This is a genomic window from Steroidobacter agaridevorans (assembly GCF_009932555.1).
In the GTDB taxonomy this organism is placed as follows: Bacteria; Pseudomonadota; Gammaproteobacteria; order Steroidobacterales; family Steroidobacteraceae; genus Steroidobacter; species Steroidobacter agaridevorans.
This window is the reverse complement of record NZ_BLJO01000006.1, coordinates 596,370-620,447: the sequence shown is the minus strand read 5'-3', so window position 1 is coordinate 620,447 and position 24,078 is coordinate 596,370. Positions and strand designations below refer to the sequence as shown.

General features: G+C 62.4%; 22 protein-coding genes. 4 read left to right on the top strand and 18 right to left on the bottom strand.

Annotated features, from left to right (window positions below; all coding sequences use genetic code 11):
- Positions 1–81 precede the first annotated feature (81 nt).
- The 11 genes from hemE to GYH35_RS23700 all read right to left on the bottom strand — a co-directional run bounded on the left by hemE (position 82) and on the right by GYH35_RS23700 (position 11,204).
- Complete coding sequence (hemE, locus tag GYH35_RS23750) at positions 82–1,167, bottom strand: uroporphyrinogen decarboxylase (RefSeq protein ID WP_161829637.1); 1,086 nt, start codon at positions 1,165–1,167, stop codon at positions 82–84.
- Positions 1,168–1,227: 60 nt separating this feature from the next.
- Complete coding sequence (locus GYH35_RS23745; RefSeq protein WP_161810192.1) at positions 1,228–1,416, bottom strand: hypothetical protein; 189 nt, start codon at positions 1,414–1,416, stop codon at positions 1,228–1,230.
- Entirely contained in the window at positions 1,409–2,959 is a 1,551-nt protein-coding gene (locus GYH35_RS23740; protein WP_161829636.1) for an anti-phage dCTP deaminase, read from the bottom strand. The genes GYH35_RS23745 and GYH35_RS23740 overlap by 8 nt, the downstream gene beginning before the upstream one ends.
- A gap of 174 nt (positions 2,960–3,133) precedes the next feature.
- Positions 3,134–4,297 carry a deoxyguanosinetriphosphate triphosphohydrolase gene (locus GYH35_RS23735; RefSeq protein ID WP_161810194.1) on the bottom strand — a complete coding sequence of 388 codons (1,164 nt, stop codon included), beginning with the start codon at positions 4,295–4,297 and terminating at the stop codon, positions 3,134–3,136.
- Complete coding sequence (gene aroB / locus GYH35_RS23730) at positions 4,294–5,394, bottom strand: 3-dehydroquinate synthase (protein ID WP_161810195.1); 1,101 nt, start codon at positions 5,392–5,394, stop codon at positions 4,294–4,296. Before aroB ends, GYH35_RS23735 begins: the two co-directional genes overlap by 4 nt.
- Positions 5,391–5,939: a shikimate kinase AroK gene (aroK, locus tag GYH35_RS23725; RefSeq protein ID WP_161810196.1), complete on the bottom strand. Its 549-nt coding sequence runs from the start codon at positions 5,937–5,939 to the stop codon at positions 5,391–5,393. Before aroK ends, aroB begins: the two co-directional genes overlap by 4 nt.
- A 101-nt stretch (positions 5,940–6,040) precedes the next feature.
- Entirely contained in the window at positions 6,041–8,242 is a 2,202-nt protein-coding gene (pilQ, locus tag GYH35_RS23720) for a type IV pilus secretin PilQ (RefSeq protein WP_161810197.1), read from the bottom strand.
- Positions 8,243–8,262: 20 nt separating this feature from the next.
- A complete protein-coding gene (locus tag GYH35_RS23715; protein ID WP_161810198.1) occupies positions 8,263–8,784 on the bottom strand; it encodes a pilus assembly protein PilP in 522 nt (173 codons plus the stop codon).
- A 32-nt stretch (positions 8,785–8,816) separates the two neighbouring features.
- A complete protein-coding gene (locus tag GYH35_RS23710; RefSeq protein ID WP_202624544.1) occupies positions 8,817–9,512 on the bottom strand; it encodes a type IV pilus inner membrane component PilO in 696 nt (231 codons plus the stop codon).
- On the bottom strand, positions 9,509–10,141 hold the full coding sequence (locus GYH35_RS23705; protein WP_161810199.1) for a PilN domain-containing protein: 633 nt from the start codon (positions 10,139–10,141) through the stop codon (positions 9,509–9,511). The genes GYH35_RS23710 and GYH35_RS23705 overlap by 4 nt, the downstream gene beginning before the upstream one ends.
- A gap of 1 nt (position 10,142) precedes the next feature.
- The gene (locus GYH35_RS23700; RefSeq protein ID WP_198683065.1) at positions 10,143–11,204 is read right to left on the bottom strand and encodes a pilus assembly protein PilM; all 1,062 of its coding nucleotides are present in this window, start codon (positions 11,202–11,204) and stop codon (positions 10,143–10,145) included.
- A 525-nt stretch (positions 11,205–11,729) separates the two neighbouring features.
- Here GYH35_RS23700 and GYH35_RS23695 point away from each other — a divergent pair.
- Both GYH35_RS23695 and GYH35_RS23690 read left to right on the top strand, forming a co-directional pair.
- A complete protein-coding gene (locus GYH35_RS23695) occupies positions 11,730–14,207 on the top strand; it encodes a penicillin-binding protein 1A (RefSeq protein WP_161810200.1) in 2,478 nt (825 codons plus the stop codon).
- A 150-nt stretch (positions 14,208–14,357) separates the two neighbouring features.
- Positions 14,358–14,984, top strand: a complete 627-nt coding sequence (locus GYH35_RS23690) for a hypothetical protein (RefSeq protein ID WP_161810201.1) — start codon at positions 14,358–14,360, stop codon at positions 14,982–14,984.
- A gap of 23 nt (positions 14,985–15,007) precedes the next feature.
- Here GYH35_RS23690 and GYH35_RS23685 read toward each other — a convergent pair whose 3' ends face one another.
- From GYH35_RS23685 to GYH35_RS23655, 7 genes are all read right to left on the bottom strand, one after another.
- Positions 15,008–16,303 carry a citrate synthase gene (locus GYH35_RS23685; RefSeq protein WP_161829635.1) on the bottom strand — a complete coding sequence of 432 codons (1,296 nt, stop codon included), beginning with the start codon at positions 16,301–16,303 and terminating at the stop codon, positions 15,008–15,010.
- Positions 16,304–16,643: 340 nt separating this feature from the next.
- Positions 16,644–18,131, bottom strand: coding sequence for a M48 family metalloprotease (locus GYH35_RS23680; RefSeq protein ID WP_161810203.1), 1,488 nt, complete (start codon positions 18,129–18,131; stop codon positions 16,644–16,646).
- 223 nt (positions 18,132–18,354) lie between these two features.
- Positions 18,355–18,555, bottom strand: a complete 201-nt coding sequence (gene rpmE, locus GYH35_RS23675) for a 50S ribosomal protein L31 (protein ID WP_129641557.1) — start codon at positions 18,553–18,555, stop codon at positions 18,355–18,357.
- Between the two features lie 456 nt (positions 18,556–19,011).
- Positions 19,012–20,169 (bottom strand): radical SAM family heme chaperone HemW, encoded by a 1,158-nt coding sequence (gene hemW, locus GYH35_RS23670; protein WP_235936846.1) that lies wholly within the window; start codon positions 20,167–20,169, stop codon positions 19,012–19,014.
- 10 nt (positions 20,170–20,179) lie between these two features.
- Positions 20,180–20,785 (bottom strand): RdgB/HAM1 family non-canonical purine NTP pyrophosphatase, encoded by a 606-nt coding sequence (rdgB, locus tag GYH35_RS23665; RefSeq protein ID WP_161829634.1) that lies wholly within the window; start codon positions 20,783–20,785, stop codon positions 20,180–20,182.
- A gap of 10 nt (positions 20,786–20,795) precedes the next feature.
- Entirely contained in the window at positions 20,796–21,521 is a 726-nt protein-coding gene (rph, locus tag GYH35_RS23660; protein WP_161829633.1) for a ribonuclease PH, read from the bottom strand.
- Between the two features lie 144 nt (positions 21,522–21,665).
- On the bottom strand, positions 21,666–22,412 hold the full coding sequence (locus tag GYH35_RS23655) for a PP2C family protein-serine/threonine phosphatase (RefSeq protein ID WP_161810206.1): 747 nt from the start codon (positions 22,410–22,412) through the stop codon (positions 21,666–21,668).
- 139 nt (positions 22,413–22,551) lie between these two features.
- Here GYH35_RS23655 and GYH35_RS23650 point away from each other — a divergent pair, with 139 nt between their 5' ends.
- Together GYH35_RS23650 and gmk are read left to right on the top strand one after the other, a co-directional pair.
- Positions 22,552–23,406, top strand: a complete 855-nt coding sequence (locus GYH35_RS23650; RefSeq protein ID WP_235936845.1) for a YicC/YloC family endoribonuclease — start codon at positions 22,552–22,554, stop codon at positions 23,404–23,406.
- Positions 23,403–24,032 carry a guanylate kinase gene (gene gmk, locus GYH35_RS23645; RefSeq protein ID WP_161810208.1) on the top strand — a complete coding sequence of 210 codons (630 nt, stop codon included), beginning with the start codon at positions 23,403–23,405 and terminating at the stop codon, positions 24,030–24,032. The genes GYH35_RS23650 and gmk overlap by 4 nt, the downstream gene beginning before the upstream one ends.
- Positions 24,033–24,078 lie beyond the last annotated feature (46 nt).

Here is a 24,078-nt window from a genome sequence, read left to right as displayed (position 1 = left end):
CGCCATGCTACGAGACGGCACTCTCTACACCCCACCGGCGGTGGAACTCCATTGACAACAACATAGGGGCACCCCCCCGCGTTAGCGGGGGGTGTGATATTGGGGACTCAACTCGTGCACGGCGGCGATCATCGCGCCGGCGTGCTCGGGCGGCACCGCCGGATGGATGCCGTGGCCCAGATTGAACACATGCCCGTGGCCGTTGCCGTAGCTCGCGAGCACTCGTCCCACTTCCTCACGAATTCGCTCGGGCGCCGCGTACAGGCAGTTGGGATCGAGATTGCCCTGTAGCGCCACGCGATCGTTGACGAGGCGTCGCGCGTCGCCAAGATCGGTCGTCCAGTCGACGCCCAATGCATCGCAGCCGGTCTGCGCCATGATGCTCAGCCAGTCACCCGCTCCTTTGGTGAACAGGATCACGGGCACGCGTCGGCCTTCGGCTTCGCGCGTCAGGCCATCGACGATGCTCTGCATGTAGTGCAGCGAGAATTCCCGATACTGCGCCGGCGTGAGCACGCCACCCCACGTATCGAAAATCATCACCGCCTGTGCGCCAGCAGCGATCTGCGCGTTGAGATAAGCGCGAGTGGAATCCGCGAGCAGTTGTAACAACGCCCGCAAAGTGGCGGGCTCGTTGTACATCATCGTCTTGATACGAGAGAACTCACGCGAGCTGCCACCCTCGACGATATACGTGCCCACGGTCCACGGACTGCCCGCAAAACCAATTAGCGGTACGCGGCCGTTCAATTCCTTTCGAATCAAGCTCACTGCATCCATCACATAGCGCAGCTCGACATGCGGATCCGGAACGCCCAGCTTCTCCACATCCGCCTTCGACCGCACCGGCCGTTCGATACGCGGCCCTTCGCCCGTCTCGAACTGCAGCCCCAAGCCGAGCGCGTGCGGAATCGTCAGGATGTCGGAAAACAGAATGGCCGCGTCGAGCGGGAAACGCTCCAGCGGCTGCAACGTCACTTCGCACGCCAACTCCGGCGTCATGCACAGCTTCAGAAAACTCCCTGCACGCTCTCGCGTCGCCCGGTACTCCGGCAGATAACGCCCGGCCTGACGCATCATCCACACGGGGGTGCGCTCCACCGGCTGCCGCAACAGCGCGCGAAGGAGCAGGTCGTTCTTTGGGGTGGGTTTGGATGTACCAGTCATGATGACTGGTAATTTAGCACTTGCGCCCTGCCAGCGCGGATCAGAAACGAGCGGATCAGCTCAATCGATGAAATCACCCGGCGACAGCCGAATCCTGCCGTCGGGCAGCTTCTCGGAAGAGGACGACTCAACGTCGTCTTTGCCGCCCATGCCGGCGGCATCCTTGAGCCACTGCGGCCAACGCTCGATTCTTTGACGAGCAAGCTCAATCTGCTCCTCGAGGTCGGAACCTTTAACGGGCTTAATCATTCGAGGTTTCCTCCACTCGAGAAATATTGCCCCGGACGAGCGTGGCGGGCAGGACATTAGCAAGCACCGAATCTTCGATCAACAAATACGAGGGTACGAACCGCTTGAGCCTGGCCTCTGCCTTCCCTTCGATCCATGTCGTCGCGCAGCCTTGACCGTCCTTCCGTTCAGTCGCGCGAAACATCTCCGTATAAATGCTTGGCGCAACGCCGACAAACGGCTCGAACGTAACTCGGTCCGTTCGCCTCGCGCGCGGGTCGACGTCAATCATGTCCTCGTATAGCTCACGCGCGAGGCTCTTAGGATAGGGCTCGACATACACTACGCGACGAATCCCGGCAGAAATGATGTGCCTGGCGCACAAGTGACAGGGAAACGTTGTGCTGTACATGCTCGCGCCCTCTACCGCGATGCCGCGGTGCGCCGCCTCGGACAAGGCCGACATCTCAGCATGCACGGAACGACCGAATTCCAACAGGTTCTGAATGTGTGTGCCGTTCAGCGTGCCCGCGGCGATCAAGGAGTCTGCGTCTTCCTGCGAACCGTCCGGCGGCATCCATCCGGCCTCGCGTAGCCGCGAAAGTGCTTGCTTCAGCAAGCGACGTTTGAACTTGCTAGTGCTGTCGAAGCCTTTGACGAAGTCACGGTGATCTGGACTCTCGCCGTTCCAGTACAATCCGCCGCCGACCTTTGGCACATCGTTGCACCCAACGGCCAGAATACTGCCATCTCTGTTGGTAATGGCAACTCCGACCTGCCGCCCCAAATCCGCGGAGCGAAGCGCAGCCGCATACGCGTGGAACATTGCGAACTCATCTCGTGTCGGCGTTTCGAATGGATGACCAAACAGAAGACGAACATAGCGCGCCAGACTATCCTGCATTCGCTCCCGTGAACTTGCGTCCACGAAGAAGTCTCCGCGAGGGAACGATTCCCGAACACTCTGGCCGAGCTTGCTCTGTTCCTGCTCATCGATCTCGATCAGATGTTCCGCCTGCGCTCGAAAGCCATCGACGTACGTTTCGCCTCGCGACTCCGCGATCGTCGAGGCCAGCTTTTCGACACGATCCTGCCGAGGCGAGTAGGTGGAAATGACATTGAAGGCTCTTCCATAGACGTGGCGGAGCACTAGAATTTCGTCCGGGTGTTTCAACGAACGAATTACAAAGGCCATTCTCTGCAGCGGTCGCATCGCCCCGTCGGGTTGTGATCTACTGGACTGCAGCGCTCGCCTGCGTCGATTGATTGCGGAGATGGCGAGCAATGCCATGACCTCTCCGGCGTTTGTTCTATTGCGCAACTCAGTCCCAGCCTTCATGTACTCCCGGATTCGTTGAAATTCGGATTCAAACCCACCATTACCCAGGCGCACATAGGGCTCGAGCTGATGAAGCAAGGAGCTGACGTGTATTTCTTCAACCGTGTAACGCACGCGCTCGAGTTCGGAAGTGAGCGTGCGTGTCACGGCTTGCAGATCGGAGCCCACGGCGCCTACCAAACCGAATACCAATTCTGGGCCTGAGAGAGCGGATAACTGGCTCATGAGAAGCAGATCTGCTTGCGGATGACTACTCTGCTTGATCGTGCTTACAGGTCAGCCTACCCCTGGAAAGCGGTCTCTGAGCGCTTATTTATTCGGATGTAATGCTCACGCTCCGCGCATGAGCGGCGGAACATTCGCCGCGGCAAGGGTTACGCGGCAACAGCGCGGCGAACGTCAACTGCGCTTGGCCGGATCGAAGAGGCGTTCGTGTTCGACGATGGCGTAGCGGTCGGTCATGCCGGCGATGTAGTCGGCGACCGCGCGGGCGCGGCCGGGTTCGCCGGATTGGGCTTCCATCTGGGTGGCGATTTGCTGATGCTCGGTAGGCAGCAGCTCGGGGCGGGTGAAGAACGTTTGGAACAGGCTGCTGACGACTGCGTCTGCTTTGTTGGTCATGCGCAGGACGCGATAGTGGCGGTACACGTGCTGGAGCAGGTAGCGCTTGAGCTCGAGATGTTCGGCCTGCACCGGCTCGCTGAATTTAACCAACGCGGCGGGCGCGGCGCGCACCGCTTCGACGTCGGCTGGGGCGGCGGCGCGTAATTGGGCGGCGGTGTTTTCGATCAGATCCGTCACGACGTACGCGATCATGCGACGGATGACTTCGTGGACCAGCCGCCGGCCGTTCAACGCCGGATAAGCCGCCATCACAACGTCGTACTGCCGTCGGAACAGCGGCACTTGTCTCAATTCGTCGACGCTGATGAGGCCGGCGCGCAGGCCGTCGTCGAGATCGTGATTGTTGTACGCGATCTCGTCGGCCAGATTGGCGATCTGCGCCTCGAGCGTCGGCTGGCGGCGCTGGATGAAACGTTCGCCCAACTCGCCGAGCTTGCGCGCATTGTTCAGCGAGCAGTGCTTGAGAATGCCTTCGCGCGTCTCGAAGGTGAGGTTCAATCCAGCGAAGGCGGCGTAGTGCTCTTCGAGCTCGTCGACGACACGCAGCGACTGCAGGTTGTGCTCGAACCCACCGTAATCTCGCATGCAGGCATTGAGCGCGTCCTGCCCGGCGTGGCCGAACGGCGTGTGGCCGAGGTCGTGAGCGAGACAAATGGCCTCGCTTAGAGTTTCGTTGAGGCGCAGCGCTCGCGCGATGGTGCGGGCGATCTGCGCGACCTCGATGGAATGCGTCAGACGCGTACGAAACAGATCGCCTTCGTGATTGACGAAAACCTGGGTTTTATAAACCAGGCGTCGGAACGCCGTGGAATGCACGATGCGATCGCGATCCCGCTGATACTCGCTGCGGTAACGCGGCGCTTCCTCCGGATACTGACGACCCTTCGAGCGGGTGTCGCAGGAGGCGTAGGGGGCGAGCGGCGAGGGCGCGGCGCTCATGCAGCGGTGTCGAAATGCGTTCGCATCGTGGCGGCGAACGCTTCGCCGGAATAGTCGCTGACGACGTCCGCCTTGCCGAGGCTTCGCAACAGCACCAGGCGCAACTTGCCGTCGAGCACTTTCTTATCGAGCCCCATCAGCTCGCGAGCACGCTCGGCGCCAATGCGTGGCGGATCGACGGGCAGATTGAATCGCTTCAGCAAAGCGATCGCGCGTTGTTTGTCGGCGCCCGGCAGCCAGCCCAGCCGCTCGGACAAATCCGCTGCCATCACCATGCCTGCGGCGACCGCTTCGCCGTGCAGCCAATTGCCGTAGCCCGAGGCAGTCTCGATGGCATGACCGAACGTATGGCCCAGATTCAGAATGGCGCGCAAGCCGTGCTCGCGCTCGTCGATGCCGACGACTTCGGCTTTGATCTCACAAGAGCGGCGCACGGCGTAGATGACGGCACTGTCGAGCCGTTTCAACAAAGCCTCGGCATGCTCTTCGAGCCATACAAAGAACGCCGGATCGTAGATCAAACCGTACTTCACGATCTCGGCGATGCCGGCGGCAAACTCCCGCTCGGGCAGCGTGTGGAGCGTCGCGGTGTCGGCAATCACACAGCGCGGCTGATGGAATGCGCCGATCATGTTCTTTGCGCTCGGATGATTGACGGCAGTCTTGCCGCCGACCGACGAATCCACCTGCGCGAGCAGCGTCGTGGGCACCTGGATGTAATCGATGCCGCGCTGATAACAGGCAGCGGCGAATCCCGCCATGTCGCCAATGACGCCGCCGCCGAGCGCGACCACGGCGGCGTCGCGATTCATGCGCTCGCTCACCAGCGCATCGAAGATTCGCGACAGCGTGTCCAGCGTTTTGTATTGCTCGCCATCCGGCAGCACGACCGCCGCCGTGCGCTGCTGTTTGAGCGCCGTTTGCAGCGGCCGCAGATACAGCGGCGCGATGGTTTCGTTGGTGACGATGAGCAGGTTGCGGGCGGCAATGTGCTCGCTCAACAACTCGTCGTCCTCGAGCAGGTGCGGCCCGATCAGGATGGGATAGCTGCGCTCGCCGAGCGCGATGTCGACCCGTTCGTGCGGTTGGTGGCTCATGCTGGGGACAGCTCCTGCAAACGCTGCACGACCTCGTCGGCCACCGCTCGCACCTGCCGGCCATCGGTGCACACCACGACGGCGGCGATGGATTCGTACAGCGGAGCGCGGAAGGTCATCAGCTCGCGCAGCTTGCGCTCTGGATTTTCGGTGTACAGCAGCGGGCGCTGGCGGCCGTGCCGGGTGCGCTCCAACTGCTGATCGACGCTGGTCTGTAAATACACCACGCGGCCGCGGCTCGCGAGGTGCTCGCGGTTGTACGGCGACAAGACAGCGCCGCCGCCGGTGGCCACGATCACATCCTGCATCTGCGTGAGCGAGTCGATCACTTCGCGCTCGCGCTCGCGAAAGCCGGTCTCGCCTTCCTTCTCGAAGATATAGGGAATATCGACGCCGCAGCGATGCTCGATTTCGGCGTCGCTGTCGTAGAAGTGGAGATGCAGCAGGCGCGCGAGCTGCTTGCCCACGGCGGTCTTGCCCGAGCCCATCGGGCCGATCAGGAAGACGTTATTGCCGCGCGCCGGCTTGGTCGGTTCGGAGGTCATGGCAAGGCCGGACTATAAACGAAACAGGCCGCTCCGGGTTTGGAGCGGCCTGAAGGTCGTAAGTCCGATGCAGCCCGCGGCGCGGGCTACAGATCAGCTGATCAGTACAGGCTGGAGCCTTCGCGCAGGATGCGCGGGGTCACGAAGATCAGCAGCTCGTCCTTGTTGTCCGTGGTCGTGTTGTTCTTGAACAGGCGTCCAACGACCGGGATGTCGCCCAGGTACGGCACCTTGACCTCGGCTTCGCGACGTTCGGTTTCCAGGATGCCGCCGAGCACGACGGTCTGGCCGTCGTTGACCAGCACCTGAGTCACGATCTCGCGGGTGTCGATCGAGGGCACGAAGCCGCCGGTGGCGCTGGCGACCAGCTGACCGACGCTGTCCTTGGACACGGTGAGGTCGAGGATCACTCGGTTGTCCGGAGTGATCTGCGGCGTCACCTTGAGGCTCAGCACGGCCTTCTTGAACTGAGTGGTCGTGGCGCCGCTGGACGAAGATTCCTGGTAGGGAATTTCCACGCCCTGCTCGATCGTGGCTTCACGCTGGTTGGCCGTGATCAGACGGGGCGAGGAGATGATCTCGCCGCGGCCTTCAGCCTGTGCCGCCGACAGCTCCAGGTCGACCAGGTAGTCGGAGTCGATCAGGGCCAGCGCCAGCCGGCCCGCCGCGTTAGCAGCCGGCAGGTTCACCAGGTAACGATCCGCCGCCGCCTCGGGCAGGCCGAAGCCGCCGAGCTGGCCGTTGCTGCCGTTGGTCGGCGTACCGATCGGATTGCCATCCTCGTCGGCCACGACCGGATACGGGCTGATGCCGATCTGTTCTTCGGTGTTCAGCGGACCGCCGAGCAAGCCCAGTCCGTCGCTGCCGCCCGGCTGGAAGGCAACGTTGGCGCCGAAGCGCACGCCGAGGTCGCGGCTGTAATCGTCGCTGACGATCACGATGCGCGCTTCGATCATCACCTGCTTGACCGGGATATCGAGCGTCGACACCAGGCGGCGGATGTCCGCCAGGCGCTCGGACGTGTCCTGCAGCAGCAGGGTGTTGGTGCGCTCGTCGATCGCGACGCTGCCGCGCTCGGAAATCAGCGAGCCGGCGCCCGACTTGATCAGCGTGGCGAGGTCGGAAGCCTTGGCGTAGTTCACCTGCAGGTACTCGGTGCGCAGCGGCGAAAGCTCCTGAGCTTCCTTGCGCGCCGTCAGCAGTTCTTTTTCGCGGGCGGCGATTTCGTTGGCCGGCGCGATGAAGATGACATTGCCTTCCTGACGGGAGTCGAGGCCCTTGGTGCGCATCACCACGTCGAGCGCCTGATCCCAAGGCACGCTCTGCAGACGCAGCGTCACGTTACCGGCGACCGAGTCGCTGATCACCATGTTCTGGCCACTCGTGTCGGCCAACAGCTGCAGCACGGCGCGGGTTTCGATGTCCTGGAAGTTCAGCGTCAGGCGCTCGCCGACGTATTCCTTCTTTTCGCGCAGCTCGGGCGGCAGCTTCACGACCGGCTTCACTTCGATGGTGTAGACGTTGTCGGACTGATAAGCGAGCTGCTCGTAGTCGCCGGAAGCCGAGATCACCAGGCGGGTGCCATCGCCGACGCGCAGGGCGTCGACGCTGCTCACCGGCGTGGCGAAGTCGACCACGTCCAGCCGCTGCAACAGGTTTTCGGGGATCGCGGTCTTGGCGAAGTTCACGACGATCTTGCCGCCTTCCTGGCGCAGGTCGGCCGGCACCTTGGAGTCGGTCAGCTCGACGATGATGCGGGCCGAGCCGTCACCGCCGCGGCGGAAGTCGATGTTGTTGACGCTGCGTACGCCGGACACCGTGGCGGCGCTGGCTGGACGCTGAGCGGCTGCGGCGAGGCCGCCGGGCTGCGCGCTCGACTGCAGCGAGCGGCCGGTGCCGGCAGAGGCGAGCGACACCACGATGGTGTTGCCCTGAACGCGGGTTTCGTACGGCACCAGCGAGTCGACGTTGAGCACCACGCGGGTGCGGCCATTCGCTTCGGCGACGTTGACCGTGTCGAGCACGCCTTGTTTCACGTCGACTCGGCGCGAGGTCATCGCAACCGACGTGGCAGGCAGATCGAGCGCGATGCGCGCCGGATTGTCGACCGTGAACGTGAGCGGTGTGGGCGCGCTCTCGGCCAGGCGGAGCGTGAGCTCCACTTTGTTTCCGGCTGTGGCCTGCGCCTGGATGCTTTCCAGTCGATTGGTGGACTGCGCCCAGGCAGCCTGGCCGAACCCGGCCAGCGCGGCCAAGGTCAGGACCAGTCCCGCGGCAGACCGTTGCACGCTTGAGAACAACATTCTGTGTTTCTCCCTGAGAATCATTCGTTCAGCGCCAGCGCCGCTGGCCGCTCGATGTATCCGCCGAGACCGTCCGGGACGATCTCGATGATGGAAATGCGCGTGGGCGTGATGCTGACGACGCGGCCGTCGTTCTGCCCCATGAAGTTGCCAGGCAGCACGCGATGAACCAAGCCATCCTTGCCCTGGACCAGACCGAAGTTCTTACCCTGCAGCTGCAGGGTGCCGACCATCGACATGGTGTCGAGCGGAAACTGTTCGAGGAATTCGCGCGTGCGCTTGCTGTCCGGGCGCACGGCGTTGGCCACGTCGCTGCGCGTCGGCGCGCTCGGCACGAACGGCGAACGCATGCTGGACGCGTTGTACACGAAACCTTCGTAGGCCTTGATCTCCGGCAGCGGCTCGATGCGCTCGCCGGGGCGGCTCTTGATCTCCGCGACCTGGGCCTGCAGGTTTTCCATGTCCGTGGAGCAGCCGCTCAGCCACAACAGGGCGAGCGCGCTGGTCGCGAGAGTTCGGAGGTGCTTGTGATGTACCGTCATAAGTGACTGCTCTTTGCGTCGAAGGCGCGGCGTTACTTGGCTGCCGGCGGGCGACCCGCCTTCTGCGTTTTCGGCCCTTTTTGCGCCTTGCCACCCTTTTGCGTTGCTTGGGGTTGCTGGGAGGCTTGTTCCTCTTCGTCGAGATAACGATAAGTCTTGGCGGTGACGTTCAACTGCAGCTGGTCGCTGCCCGCATCCTTGCCTGCCGGCACGATCTCCACGTCATGCAGCGTCACGATGCGCGGCAGAGCCGCGATGCCGCTGACGAACGCGCCGATCGCATGGAAGCTGCCGGTGAGCCGCATCTTGATCGGCAGCTCGGCATAGAAATCCTTGTTGATCTGCGCCTGCGGCTGGAACAGCTTCTGATCCAGACCCGCGCCCGCACCCTGCTGCGAAATATCGGTCAACAGGTTGGGCACTTCGGTCTTATCGGGAAGTTTCCGGAGCATCGCACCGAAGGAGCGCTCCATTTCGGCGAGCTGCGCCTTGTAAGCATCCAGATTCGCCGCCTTGCGCGCCTTGGTTTCCAAGGTCTGCAACAGCTCGGTTTCCTGGGCGCGGGCCTTATCGAGCTCCGGCTTCTTGTCCTTCCACGCCAGGAAGTAGGACATCAGGCCGGCGGCGACGATGAAGATCAAGGCGATCGCGCCGAGCCGGAACGGCAGCGGCCAGCGGCTGGGATCGTTGGGATCGAGGTCGCGGACTTGATCGATGAAATTGCTCACGACGCAGCTCCTGTACGGCGTGGCGCCTTCGACTTCGGCGCGTTGGCTTTCGGCGCGGGCGCTTTACCAGCCTCGGGCGCGGCGGCCGCCTGCGGATTTTCCTGGGTCGCGTTCAGCGTGAACTGCGAGCCGGCGTCGGTCGCACCCTTGGTCTCGAGGATCTGCAGCGCCGGATCCTTCAGCCACTCCGAGCTGTCGATGTTGCGCATGTAAGAGGCCACGCGCGTGCTCGACTGCGCGACACCCTTCAACTCGATTTTCCTCTCGATCTGTTTCACTGAGGTGAGATAGATGCCATCGGGCGTGGTGCGCACCAGCTGATCGAACACGTGCACGATCTCCGGCCGGCTCAGCTCGAGCGATTCGATCACGGTGATGCGCGCCTGCAAACGTTGCTTCTGCTCTTCCAGATCCAGGATCTCGGCAATCTGCTTGTCGAGATCGCTGATCTGATCTTTCAGATAGGTGTTGCGCGCCATCTGATCGTCGATCGCCGACTGCATCTGCCAGTTGACTACCACGTACACCAGGAAGGCCGCGATCAGCGCGCCGACCGCGCCGACCATGAACTCCTGACGCTTGCGTTTGCGTTCCGCTTCCCGCCAGGGCAATAGGTTGATTCTTGGCATGTCAGTCGAAGCTCCGTAACGCGAGACCGCACGCTGTCAATAATGCGGTGGCATCTTTCTTGACCGCCTGCGCCTTGGCCTTCTGACTTACCTTCATCTGACCCAGAGGATCGCCTCGCTGTGATTCGATGCCGACGCGACTTTGGATCATTTCCGCGGCGCCCGGGATGTTGGCGCAGCCCCCGCAGATCAGAATCTGTTCAGGCTGCTCGCGGCCGGCGCCGGAGGCGAGGAAGAACTGCAGCGAGCGGCTCACCTGCTGGCACATATCGTCGATGAACGGGCCGAGCACTTCGGTTTCGTAGTTGCCCGGCAGACCGCCTTCTTTCTTGGCGCGGCCAGCCTCTTCCATGCTAAGGCCGTACGTGCGCATCACTTCTTCTGTTAACTGCTGACCGCCAAAGGCGAAGTCGCGCGTGTAAATGACTTTCAGATCTCGCAGCACGCTGAACGTGGTGGAGCTGGCGCCGAAGTCGACCACTGCGATCACGCGGCCGAGGCCGCCATCGGGCATCTGGTGAGTCAGCAAGCGGCAGGCATTCTCGAGCGCGAACGCTTCCACATCTACGATCCGCGCGGTCAGGCCGGCGGCGGCGCACGCGGCGATCCGCTGTTCGACGTTCTCGGAGCGGGTCGCGACCAGCAACACGTCGAGCATGTCCGGATCCTTCTCGGAAGGACCGATCACTTCGAAGTCGAAGCTGACTTCTTCCATGGGGAAGGGGATGTACTGGTCGGCCTGCATTTCCACCTGGCCTTCCAGCTCGTTCTCACCCAGCGTGCGTGGCATCTGGATGACTTTGGTAATCGCGGCGTCGCCGCTGATCGCCACCGCCGCTTCCTTGGCGCGCGCACCTGAACGCTTTACGGCTCGCTTGATCGCCTCGCCGACGGCATTGGCGTCGACGATGGCCTTTTCGTTGATGGAGTTCGGCGGAGTGGCTTCCGCGGCATAGGACTCCACGCGGTATTGACCGCCGCTCATGCTCAATTCAATGAGCTTGACCGAGGAGGTAGTGATGTCCAGTCCCAGGATGGGTCTGGATTTTGCGGTTAACAGCACGCTGGTTCCCTTTCTTGATCAACCACTTAGGGCACGATCGGAGATCGGACGCGAAACACGGGCGGCAACTATATACAGCCGTGACTTAAGTTGAATGTGAGGAGCCTCACGAAATACCATCGCGGTATTCCCGCAGCAAAAGTGCTTTTTTTGCAGTAGTCAGCGCATTTCGGCCGCGTTCATTCGCCAGAGACGAAGCAGATCAGAGCCTTACCCCCTGAACGGCGTCGAGTCTCGCCTCGGTGGCCGCGCTCTCTTGCCGATATCCCTGAACGCCGTTTGCGGTTTCGTGCCGCAGACCCAATCGGTGTGAAACCTCAGAGTCGTGTGCAACGATCTTCAGGGTCTGGCCTCAAATTCAGCCAGAGGAGGCATTGCTACTATCGGTGGGTCCCCGGACCGATGGCGCGATGCCGCGGAGCTTCGCCCCAAAGCTAGATTATGTTCATGGGTTCGGGGCTAATATTGCCTAGCAGCTTTTGATATAGCAACTGGCAAAGCAAGGACTTAGGATTTTTAGTTGCCATGCGACGTTACCTCAAATCCCCTCTTCGGCTGATCCTCGCGGGCCTGATCGGAGCGGGCGGCGCGGCGGTCCTCGGACTCGCCGGCGCCTATCAGTACCTCCGTCCCAGCCTGCCGGACGTGAGCGCCATCAAAGACATCCGGCTGCAGGTGCCGTTGCGGGTGTTCAGCCGCGACGGGCGGCTGATCGCCCAATTCGGTGAGCAGCGCCGCATTCCGTTGTCCTTCGAAGCCATCCCCAGCCAGATGATCAACGCGGTGCTGGCGGCCGAGGACGACCGCTTCTTCCAGCACGGTGGCGTCGACTATCCGGGCCTGGCGCGCGCCGTGATCCGTCACCTCCTGTCGGGCAACAAAGCCGAGGGCGGCAGCACGATCACGATGCAGCTGGCTCGCGGTGTGTTCCTGAGTCCGGAGAAGAGTTATCGACGCAAGATGGTGGAAATCTTCACCACGCTGCGGATCGAGCAGGAGCTCACCAAGCAGGAGATTCTCGCGCTCTATCTGAACAAGATGTTTCTTGGCCAGCGCGCTTACGGCATCGGCGCCGCGGCCGAGGTTTATTACGGCAAGGCGGTGGATCAACTGACGCTGCCCGAGATCGCGGTGATCGCCGGCACGTTCCGTCTGCCGTCACGCGACAATCCCGTCGCGAATGCGGAGCTCGCCCGGCAGCGGCGTTCGTATGTATTGCGTCGGATGCGCGAGAAGGAATTCATCACGCAGGCCGAATATGAGTCGGCATTGAATGCGCCCGTCGAGTCGAAGCTGCACGGACCCGCGGTCGAAGTCGAAGCTCCCTATATCGCGGAGATGGTCCGAGCCGACTTGTTCAATCGACTGGGCGCGGACGCCTACACCGCGGGCTATGAAGTCATCACGACGGTCGACAGCCGCCTGCAACACGCAGCAGTGAAAGCATTGCGTGGCGCATTGCTCGATTACGATCAGCGCCATGGATATCGCGGCCCCGCGGGGCGCGTCCCGTTGCCGTCGGGCGCGCGTGAAAAGGAATGGTCGCAGGCGCTCGAGGAATATGCAGTGCGCGGCGGTCTCGAGCCTGCGGTGGTGATCGCGACGGAAGAAAAGAGCGCGGTTGCTTACTCACGCAACGGCGGCCGCATCAACTTGGGTTGGAGTGCAATCAGCTGGGCGCGCAGCCCGCTGCCCGATGGCAGCGTCGGCCCACAGTTGCAACGCGCAGCCGATGTGCTCGCGGTCGGCGACATCATCTATGTCGCTCAAGAAGTGTCCGGCAACTGGCGCATGGTGCAGGTACCGGAAGCGCAGGGCGCGTTCGTCGCCATGGATCCGCAAGATGGCGGCATCGCCGCGCTCACCGGCGGCTTCGATTATTTCGCCAGCAACTACAACCGCGCGGTGCAGGCCAAGCGCCAGCCGGGATCCTCGTTCAAACCTTTCCTCTATTCGGCGGCGCTCGATCAAGGCTTCACGCCGGCCAGCATCGTCAACGACGCGCCGCTGGTGATCGAGGATGCGGCGCTCGAAGGCAGCTGGCGGCCGCAGAACAACTCCCGCGAATTTCGCGGTCCGATGCGTCTGCGCGAAGCGCTGGTCCGCTCGCGCAATCTGGTTTCGATCCGTGTGATGAATTCGTTGGGACCTGCGTACGCAACGCAGTTCATTTCGCGCTTCGGCTTTCCAGAGGACAGCTTGCCGCGCAATCTGTCGCTGGCGCTGGGCACCGCGCAGGTGTCTCCTTTGGAGATGGCCAGCGCTTACTCGGTGTTCGCGAACGGAGGGTTCCGCATCGAGCCCTATTTCATCCAACGCATCATCGACACCAACGGCAAGGTCGAGTTCGAGGCCCAGCCGAAGTTCGCCTGCGCCGACTGCGTCCAGCCGACGCCGGCCGAGACTGAAGGCGGCACGACCAATCTGCTCGATGCGCCGATCACCACGGCCACCAACGACGAGACGCGTTGGGGCGGCCGCACGTATCTGCAGGAAAAGTTTCTGGCGCCGCAGGTGCTCTCGCCGCAGAACGATTATTTGATCACCGACATGATGGCGGACGTCGTCAAACGCGGCACCGCCGTGCGCGCCCTGCAATTGAAGCGTGGCGACATCGCCGGCAAGACCGGCACGACCAACGACCGCCGCGACGCCTGGTTCTGCGGCTTCAACAGCTCGCTGGTCGGCACCGCCTGGGTGGGCTTCGATCAGGAACGTTCGCTCGGTCCGGGTGAAGAAGGCAGCCGCACCGCGCTGCCGATGTGGATCTACTTCATGTCCGAAGCGTTGAAAGGTGTGCCTGAACAAAAACGCACAGCGCCGCCGGGGCTCGTATCGATGCGGATCTCGGCGGATACCGGCCTGGCCGCGCGGCCCGGCGATCCGAACGCTATTTTCGAGACCTTCATGGCCGGACATCTGCCGCCGCAAGCCGAAGTCGACACGGCGCTGCCCGGCGACGAAGACGAAGAGAACAAGGAAAAGGACGACTCGCTGTTCTAGTTGGAAACAGCGACTCGGGCATCCTGCCACTCGCGCTGTGGCGCAGAGGGAAAAAGGCGCGACTTTTCCCCCTGCGCTCGCCGGCGGCGGCGGGCACATCCATGTGCCTGGGGTGGCACGAGTCGAGCGGTGCTGAGTACGGGAACGAAGATGAGCAAACGAAGTAATCCACGCGCGGAGCAGCTGCGCATGGCATTGGCGCAAGAGGCGGCGCGCATCATGTCCGAGCAGGGCATCGATGATTACGGCCTGGCCAAGCGCAAGGCCGCCGAGCGCCTCGGGGCGACCGACATCGCGGTGCTGCCGAAGAACACCGAGATCGAAGCCGCGCTGGCCGCACATCATCGTTTGTTCGAAGGCGATAAACACTCGACGGCGCTGAGTGCGTTACGGCGCACGGCCCTGCAGGCCATGAAGTTGCTGGATAGCTTTCAGCCGCGCCTGGTAGGGCCGGTGCTCAGCGGCACGGCGTCGGCGCATTCGGAAGTGAATCTGCACCTGTTCGCGGACAGCCCGGAACGGGTGACGCTGCATCTGATGGACAAGAACATTCCGCATCACCTGGCCGAGCGCCGGCTGCGTTACGAGCCGAATCGGCTGGTCTCGTATCCGGTCGTGCAGTTCGTCGCGGGGGATCGGGAAATCGACGCGGTCGTGTTTCCCATCGACGGCATTCGCCAGTCGCCGGCCAGCCCGGTGGACGGCAAGCCGATGCGCCGCGCGGATGCGGCGGAGTTGGAATCTCTACTGGAATCAGAGAGCAGCGACTACTACTGAGTCGCTGCTCTCACGCGCCAGAATCAGCGCTTCTCGATTTCGACGTACTTGCGATTCGCCGGGCCGGTGTACAGCTGGCGCGGACGGCTGATCTTCATGGTCGGATCGGCAATCATTTCCTGCCAGTGCGCCACCCAGCCGACGGTGCGCGCGATCGCGAACATCACCGTGAACATCGACTGCGGAATGCCGATCGCGCTGTAGATGATGCCGGAATAGAAATCCACGTTCGGATACAGCTTGCGCTCGACGAAGTACTCGTCCTTCAACGCGATTTCTTCCAGCTTCAACGCCAGCTCGAACAGCGGGTTGTCGGACTTGCCGAGCTTCGCCAGCACCTTGTGGGCCATGGCGCGGATGATGGTCGCGCGCGGGTCGAAGTTCTTGTAGACGCGATGGCCGAAGCCCATCAGCTTGAAGTTGTCGTTCTTGTCCTTGGCCTTGGCGAGGAACTTCGGCACGTTCTCGACGGTGCCGATCTGCTCGAGCATCGCCAGCACCGCTTCGTTCGCGCCGCCGTGCGCCGGGCCCCACAGGGCCGAGATGCCGGAAGAGATCGCCGCGTACGGATTGGTGCCCGTGCTGCCGGCGAGACGCACGGTCGAGGTGCTCGCGTTCTGTTCGTGGTCGGCGTGCAGGATGAACAACAGATCCAGCGCCTGCGCCTGCACCGGATCGATGTTGTACTGCTCGCACGGCACGGCGAAGAACATGTGCAGCAGGTTCGCGCAGTAATCCAGATCGTTGCGCGGGTACATGAACGGCTGGCCGAGCGCGTGCTTGTACGCGGCCGCGGCGATCGTCGGAATCTTCGCGATGATGCGATGGGCGAAGATCTCGCGATGACGCGGGTTATTGATGTCCATCGAGTCGTGATAGAACGCCGCCATCGACGCCACCACGCCCGAGAGCATCGCCATCGGATGCGCGTTGTACTGGAAGCCGTTGAAGAATCGCAGCAGCGATTCGTTGATCATCGTGTGGTACTGGATGGCGTGCGTGAATTCGGCCAGCTGCTCGGTGGTCGGCAGTTCGCCGTTGATCAGCAGGTAGGACACTTCCAGGAAGTTGCTCTTCTCGGCCAGCTGCTCGATCGGGTAGCCCCGGTACAGCAGCACGCCGTTGTCGCCATCGATGAAAGTAATTTTACTTTCGCACGACGCCGTGGCCATGAAGCCCGGGTCGAAGGTAAACATGCCGTGTTCCTTGGCGAGATTGCCGATGCTGAGCACATCGGGCCCGAGCGTGCCGCTCTTCACTTCGGCGAGCGACTTCTTGCCGGTCGCCAGATTGGTCAGTTCAAACTTCTTTTCAGCCATGACGATAACCTGGGAGCTAATTTCGCAAACAGATGCCACAGGGGAAGCCTGACCGGGCGCTTCGGTGAGGGAGCATCTGGCCAAGCCGTGGAGAAACGAGCGAGCCCATCCGTAGGCATTCGTTCGTCGCGGCTTTTTGCAAGCGCAAAAATCGGAGGCGCAGACTTACACGTCATCGCCAGCGAATCAAGCATGGAGACTGTCGTCGGACATTAGGAATGTGCATCGCTGCGGCTGCGATGCTATAGGCCCGACTCGGCTGCGCCGAAGTCCGCCGTTGTCTATTAGGCGGACTTATCTTTCCTTCGGCGAGATTAATCCTGGCGTCGAATAACTCCGACTACTGCACGATCTTGATGAGCTGACCGGGCTGCGGCTCTTTGTTCGGGTACAGATCGTTGAGCAGGCGCAATTGCTGTTCGGCGTACTCGGGCAAAGGTGAAGTTTTCGCAAGGTCGGCGATGCGCGTCGTCTCGGTGGCGCGGATCGTCTTGATCTTGTACGGCTCGGCGAGCGCGAACTCGTTCTGCTTCAGTCGCCGGAAGGTTTTCACCGAGGACATGAACAGCGCGTCGGCCTTGGGCGCGCCAGTGGAACCCTTGCTGGCGCCAGCGAAAATGTAGGCCAGATTGTTGTGATACAGGACCACGTAGCGGGCCGGCATCATGCCGAACGGCGTGTTCGCCGCTCGCACCACCGCGGTGTAACCCTGCAGACCATTCACTTCGATAGCCTCGGACTGACTGGCGCTGGAGCGCGCGAGCAAGCGTGAAAGAAATTCACGCGGCCCCGTGTTCGGCGGCGGCGCCTGAGTCTGCATCTGCAGAACGCTGTCCTTCTGCGGAGAGAGCGCGACGACGCGATCGGCCTGGTTCTCGACGCTCCAGCCGCTCGGGAAGGCGATCGTCAGCCCCATATCGGCGTGATAGAAGCGATTACCCTTGAGCACGCCCTGCGAGCGGCTCGGTCCCATCGGCAGGCCTTCGATGGTCTTCAGATATTTCTCGCGGCCGGGATCGAGATTGTCGGTCGGCCCGCCTTTGAGCTTCTCCGCCGCTTTCACCACTTCGGTCAGACGCTGATCGTTGTCCGGGTGAGTCGCGAATACGCCGTGATACACGCGCGGCTCCCGCTTTTCCTCGCGGGCGCGAGCGATCTCGTACATCTCCTGGTTCTTCAGCAGCCGGACCACGTCGATCATGCTGGTGGGCGCGAAGCCGACGTTCTTCAGATATTCCGCGCCGAGCTGATCGGCCTCGAGCTCCTGGTCGCGGCCGTAGCCGCTGACCAATGCCGCGCCGGCATAGTTGGCGAGACCCGCAAGATCGGCGCTGCCCGTGAAGAGACCGACGGCGGCGGCGCCGATGTTCGAAAGCGTCGACTTGCTCTGCTGCCGCACTGGATGGCGCGCGGTGACGTGGCCGACTTCGTGACCCAGCACGGCGGCCAGCTCGGCCTCCGAGTTGAGGTAATTCATGATGCCGCGAGTGATGTAGACGTAGCCGCCGCCGGTGGTGAAGGCGTTGATGTCCTCGCTATCGAGCACCATGAAGTGATATTCGAGCTCGGGCCGATGGCTGGCCTTGGCGGTGCGCTGGCCCACTTCATTGACATAGGCCTGCAGCTGCTGGTCCTCATAGGGCCCGCCGAACTGCTGCATGATCAGCGGATGAACTTCCTTGGAACGCTTGATCTCGCCGGATTCGCTCTGGAACACCAGATCGGGGCTGCCGGTCACGGGATTGGAAGCGCAGCCACTGAGCAGCGCAGCCGGCCCGGCGGCGAGGGTCATGAGCAACACGGCGCGAACAGAGTTTTTCAGCGGCATGGCGGCGTCCAACTCGGCAACGGCGAGGCGGCCATTGCACTCCATAGCTCTATGTCGATGCAAATCGTCGCGAGTTCCCTGACTGGATTCCCTTTCCCCTCGGAAAGGGTGGCACGAATAACGCGAACGACAAAAGGGCGCCCCGGAAACCGGAGCGCCCCTTCGATGTAGAGCCCGCCTGCTGAATGCCTGCTTAACGCCCCAGCTTCAGCCGGCTCGCATCTTAGCGAGCGTACTTCTTGCGGAACTTGTCCACGCGACCGCCGGTATCGACGATCTTCTGCTTGCCCGTGTAGAACGGATGGCAGTTGGAGCAGACTTCGATCTGCAGGTCATGGCCCAGCGTGGAGCGGGTAACGAAAGAGTTACCGCAGCTGCAGACCACGTTGATCTCTTTGTACTCGGGATGGATGCCGTCTTTCATGGCGCTATATCTTGGGTCGGACGGGGCCGAAAAAAGGGGGCGAAGTGTAGCGACCGCACGCCACCCTCGCAAGAAAAAAACTTATCGCAATCGAGGGCCGAATGGATTCGTAGGTACTTGACGGCGGTTATCCACAAAGTCTGTGGATAAGTTTGTGGATGACTCACCACCGCAGCGACCTCGGACCTTGCAGAATTGTGACGCTGTCAAATTGCTCAATTTTTCACCAGGGTATTTCACCCTGCGCTATCAATGACTTACGAAGCCCTGCTGATATATCGCATTTGATTTTGTCATCAACGTGGGGCGCGGACGACACGCTAACCGGTGTGTGCATAACCCCGCCGTGTGCAGTGCTAAGGGATCGGTTTTCAAAGAAAATTTTGTGGGACGGATCACACTGTTTGCGGTCGGGGGAAGGGAACTTTTCGCTCCGTCGCGACGTTCGGATTTTTCCTACGTGGGTAAGAACAGCTCCTGCAGATCGTTGAGGAAGCGCTGCCCCTCCGCCGTCGCCCGCCAATGTCGATCCCCATCGCGCTCGAGCAGCCCTTTTCGTTCCGCCTGGCTCACGCTCTGCTCGAGCACGGCGAACGACAAGCCGGTGCGTGACTCGAACGTCTCCTCGTCGAAGCCGTCGATCAGTCGCAGGCCGTTCAACATGAACTCGAACGGCAAATCCCCGGCCGGCACCACGCGCTGCTCGCTCACCCTAGAATCCGCTGCGCGGGACAAATACTCCCGAGGTTGCTTCACTCGAGCGGTCCGGACGATCGCTCCGCCGGCATCGGGTCGCGTCAGCTTGCCGTGCGCGCCGGCGCCGATGCCGATGTAGTCGCCGAACTCCCAGTAATTCAGATTGTGGCGGCTCCTGCGCCCCGTTCGCGCGTACGCCGAAACTTCGTACTGCTCATAGCCGCGCGTCGCCAGCAGCTCCTGAGAATCGATCTGCATCTGCCAACAGTCGTCCGGATCGGGCAATGGAGGCGGGCGGTGATAGAACACGGTGCCCGGCTCCAGCGTGAGTTGATACTGCGAGAGGTGAGTCGGCTGAAGTGCGAGCGCGCTTGCCAGGTCCTGCAGTGCTTGCGAGACGTTCTGCGCCGGCAAGCCGTACATCAGATCCAGATTGAAGTTGTCGATGCCGGCCTGCCCTAGCTCTTCCACCGCTCGCGCGATGTCGCCGGCGCCGTGAATGCGTCCGAGCAACTTCAACTGTTCCTCGTTGAACGTCTGCGCGCCCAGCGACACGCGATTCACGCCAGCATCGCGGTAGCCCGAGAAGCGGCCGTGCTCGATGGTGCCGGGATTCGCTTCGAGCGTGATCTCGATGCCCGGATCGAAGCGGATCTGTCGGCGCACCCCTTCGAGCAGTCGGCCGATCTGATCGGGTGCGAACAGGCTGGGCGTGCCGCCGCCGAAGAAGATCGAAGTCAGCGCGCGGCCTTGTGCCGCCGCCAGGTCGTTCTGCAGATCTTCGAGCAAGGCGTCGATGTATTGAGCCTGCGGCACCAACTCGGGCGCCGCATGCGAGTTGAAGTCGCAGTACGGACACTTACGCACACACCAGGGCATGTGCACGTACAAGGAGAGTGGAGGCAGAACCAGGGACACAAGCAACTCGCTATGACGCGATCGGGTAGATCCCGCGCACTTGGGTGATCAGACCTCGCAGCGCCTGGCCGCGATGGCTGAGCTGATTCTTCTCCGCCGCGGGCAACTCCGCCACTGTCAGCGGGCGATCGGCCAGCTCGAAAATCGGGTCGTAGCCGAAGCCGCCCGTGCCACGACGATTGCTGGTGATGCGGCCTTCCCAGCTCGCCTGACAGATCAGCGGCGACGGATCGCGCGGCGCGCGCAGGTACACCAACGCGCATTGATAACGAGCCGTGCGCTCTGCCGGCGATTTGCCTTCGAGCGCGGCGAGCAACTTGCGCAGATTGTCTTCGTCGCTCGCACCTTCACCGGCATAGCGCGCCGAGTAGATGCCGGGCGCGCCCTCGAGGGCATCGACTTCGAGGCCCGAATCGTCGGCGATGGCCGGCAATCCAGACGCTTCCGCCGCGTGCCGCGCTTTCAGGATGGCGTTCTCGACGAACGTCAGCCCGGTCTCCTCGACACTCACCGAGGTGAACTGCGACTGCGGCAGGACCTCGAATGCCGGCGGCGGCAGCAGCTCGCGCAGCTCCTTCAATTTGCCGGCATTGCCGGTGGCGATCACCAGACGCATCGGGGCCCGCTCAATCCGCGTGCAACGCTTCGAGCTGGCGCGCCAGCAGCTGACCGCAACCGTTCGCGGCCAGGTTCAACAGGGCATCGAGCTCGTCGCGCCGGAAGGCATGCCCCTCGGCCGTGCCCTGCACCTCGATGAAACCGCCGCCATTGTTCATGACGATGTTCATGTCGGTCTCGGCCTCGGAGTCTTCGGCGTAATCCAGATCCAGCACCGGCTGTCCCGCCCAGATGCCGACCGAGATCGCCGCCACCTGGCCATGGATCGGGCTGTCGCGCAGCACGCCCTTGCGCACGAGTGAATTCACGGCATCGACCATCGCCACATAGCCGCCGGTAATCGAGGCCGTGCGCGTGCCGCCATCCGCTTGCAGAACGTCGCAGTCGACGGTGATCGTGCGCTCGCCGAGCGCCTTCAAATCGATCACCGCGCGCAAGGCTCTGCCGATCAGGCGCTGGATCTCCAGCGTGCGACCGCCTTGCTTACCGGACGCCGCCTCGCGCTTGTTGCGAGTGTGAGTCGCACGCGGAAGCATGCCGTATTCAGCGGTCACCCAGCCCTTGCCTGAGTTGCGCAGGAAGGAGGGGATGGTTTCCTCGACGCTCGCGGTACAAAGCACGCGCGTGTCACCGCACTCGATCAACACCGAGCCTTCGGCATGACGGGTGAAACGACGAGTAATGCGGATCGGCCGCAGCTCATCGGGAGCGCGGCCACTGGGTCTGGATTTCATTAAAAGTTACCTCAAGCAGCCTTCCCTGGAGCGTCGGCCAGCCGTTACATCCGTGTACCGGCGTTCGCGCGGTTCGTGGCGACGTTAAGTCGCCCCGAAAAGGCATCCGCGCTCACCCTCCTCGGAAGCCGATTGGATTGCGGCTCAGGCGCCGATGTAGCGCATGACCGCAGCGGTGGAATTATCGCTGAAAGGCGACGCCGCCTGAACTGCGCGGCGGCCCAGGGCTTCCAGCCAGGCCCGCAGTTGCTGCGTGTCGTCACGGAAAAATGCGGCGATATCCATGTCGCGCAGATTTGCCCAGATGCCATCGGTACACAACAGCAGCACGTCGCCAGCCTGCAGTGCATGCCGGCCGCTGATGGTCATCTCCGGGATCGCCGGATCGCCGCCGAGGCAGCATTCGACGAAATTGCGCATCGGGTGATTGGGCAGCTCTTCCTCGGTGATCTTGCCTTCGCGCAACAGCAGCTCGACATGGCTGTGGTCGCGGGTGCGCGTCACCAGCTTGCCGTGGCGGATGTGATAGATGCGACTGTCGCCGACATGCGCCCAGTAAGCTGCGCCTTCCTGGACCAGGCACACAGCGATCGTGGCGCGCGGGCGCGCATCGATGCTCTGGCCGTTGCCCAGGCGGGCGACGTCGTCATGCGCGCGGCTCAGCGACAAATGCAGAAAGCCGATGGGATCGAACATCGGCAAGGGCGTTTGCTGGAAGGAATCGAGGAGGCTTTTCAGCGCCGTATCGGCGGCGCGGCTGCCATCGGAATGACCGCCCATGCCATCGATGACCACGAGCAGCGCGGCCTTATCGGTGGCAGCGACGGTCACACGGTCCTGGTTGTCCTCACGATCACCGATCAGACTTAAATCTGCATGCTCGATCCGCAAGCGCGGGCTCCGGCCGGACGGCTCTTCAGCTGATACACTTGCCCCTTTCAAGGCGTCGCTTTATAGCATCGCGTCACGCACCGTGTAAGACAGCGTTTGCCTTAATCTCTCCCAACGGCACGAAATAATGATCCGCAGCATGACAGGTTTCGCCCGGCGCGAGCGCCAGGGCCCATGGGGTACGCTGGTGTGCGAGCTGCGCACCGTGAACCATCGCTACCTCGAGACCTCGCTGCGCCTGCCGGAAGAGCTGAAGGCGCTGGACAACGACGTGCGCCAGGCGATCACGGCGGCGCTGCGCCGGGGCAAGGTGGACGCCAACCTGTACCTGAAGTCGGCCGCCGGCACGCAGCGCTCGCTGGAGCTGGATTCGCAGTTGCTGGACGAGTTGGTCGCCCGCGTGGAGCAGGTCCGGGGCCAGCTGAAGTATCCCGCGCCGGTCAGTCCGATCGATGTGTTGCGCTGGCCCGGTGTGGTGCGCGAAGCGGAAGTGGACATCAAGCCGGTGCTCGCGGCCGCGTTGGAGCTCGTGCAGGAAGCGCTGAACGAGTTGAACGACACCCGCCTGCGCGAAGGACAACGGATTCGCGAGTTGTTGCTGGCCCGGTGTTCGACAATGCGCACACAAGTCCAAGCAGTGCGCGCGCGCTTGCCGGAAGTTTCGCGGCGCATGCGAGAACGTATCGTCGAGCGGATCGCGCAACTCGGCACGACGGCGGATCCCGAGCGCCTGGAGCAGGAACTGGTGCTGTACGCGCACAAGATGGATGTCGACGAGGAATTGGACCGCCTCGGCGCGCATCTGGAGGAAGTGACCTCGGTGCTGAATTCCGCCGAGCCCGCCGGCCGCCGCCTGGACTTCCTGATGCAGGAGCTGAATCGCGAAGCCAACACGCTCTCATCCAAGTCTCAGGACAGCGAAACCACGCGCGCCGCGGTGGACATGAAAGTCGCCATCGAGCAGATGCGCGAACAAGTACAGAACGTGGAATGAGTGCAGTGTCGGTAACCCGAGGAAAACTCTTTGTGATCGCCGCGCCGTCGGGTGCGGGCAAGACGACGCTGGTCCGCGCGTTGATGGCGCGCGTGACGTCGCTGCGCTTTTCTATTTCTTATACGACTCGCAAGCCGCGGCCCAACGAACAAGACGGCCGCGATTACTTCTTCGTCGATCATGCCGAATTCGAGCGCATGGTCGCCGCCGGCGAGTTCCTCGAGCACGCCCGGGTGTTCGACAACTATTACGGCACTTCGAAACCTCAAGTCGAAAGCATGCTTCGCAAGGGCGAGAACGTGCTGCTCGAAATCGACTGGCAGGGCGCGCAACAGATTCGCCGCGCCATGCCCGAATGTCAGTCCATTTTCATCCTGCCGCCGTCGCGCGAAGCGCTCGAACAACGTCTGCGCGGCCGGCAAACGGACAACGACGAGGTCATCGCGCGCCGCCTGCGCGACTCGATCGCCGACATGTCACATTGGAACGAGTTCGACTACGTCGTCGTCAACGACGACTTCGAGCGCGCCACCGCTGAGCTCGAAATGATCGTCGCGGGCCTGGGAGACGGGTTGCGCCGTGACCGATCCGAGCTACAAACGTTGATACGACGCTTGTTGGGTTGAGCGCGGCGATATTTTTTTCTCGTGCGGCCGGACGCTGAACTTGCCG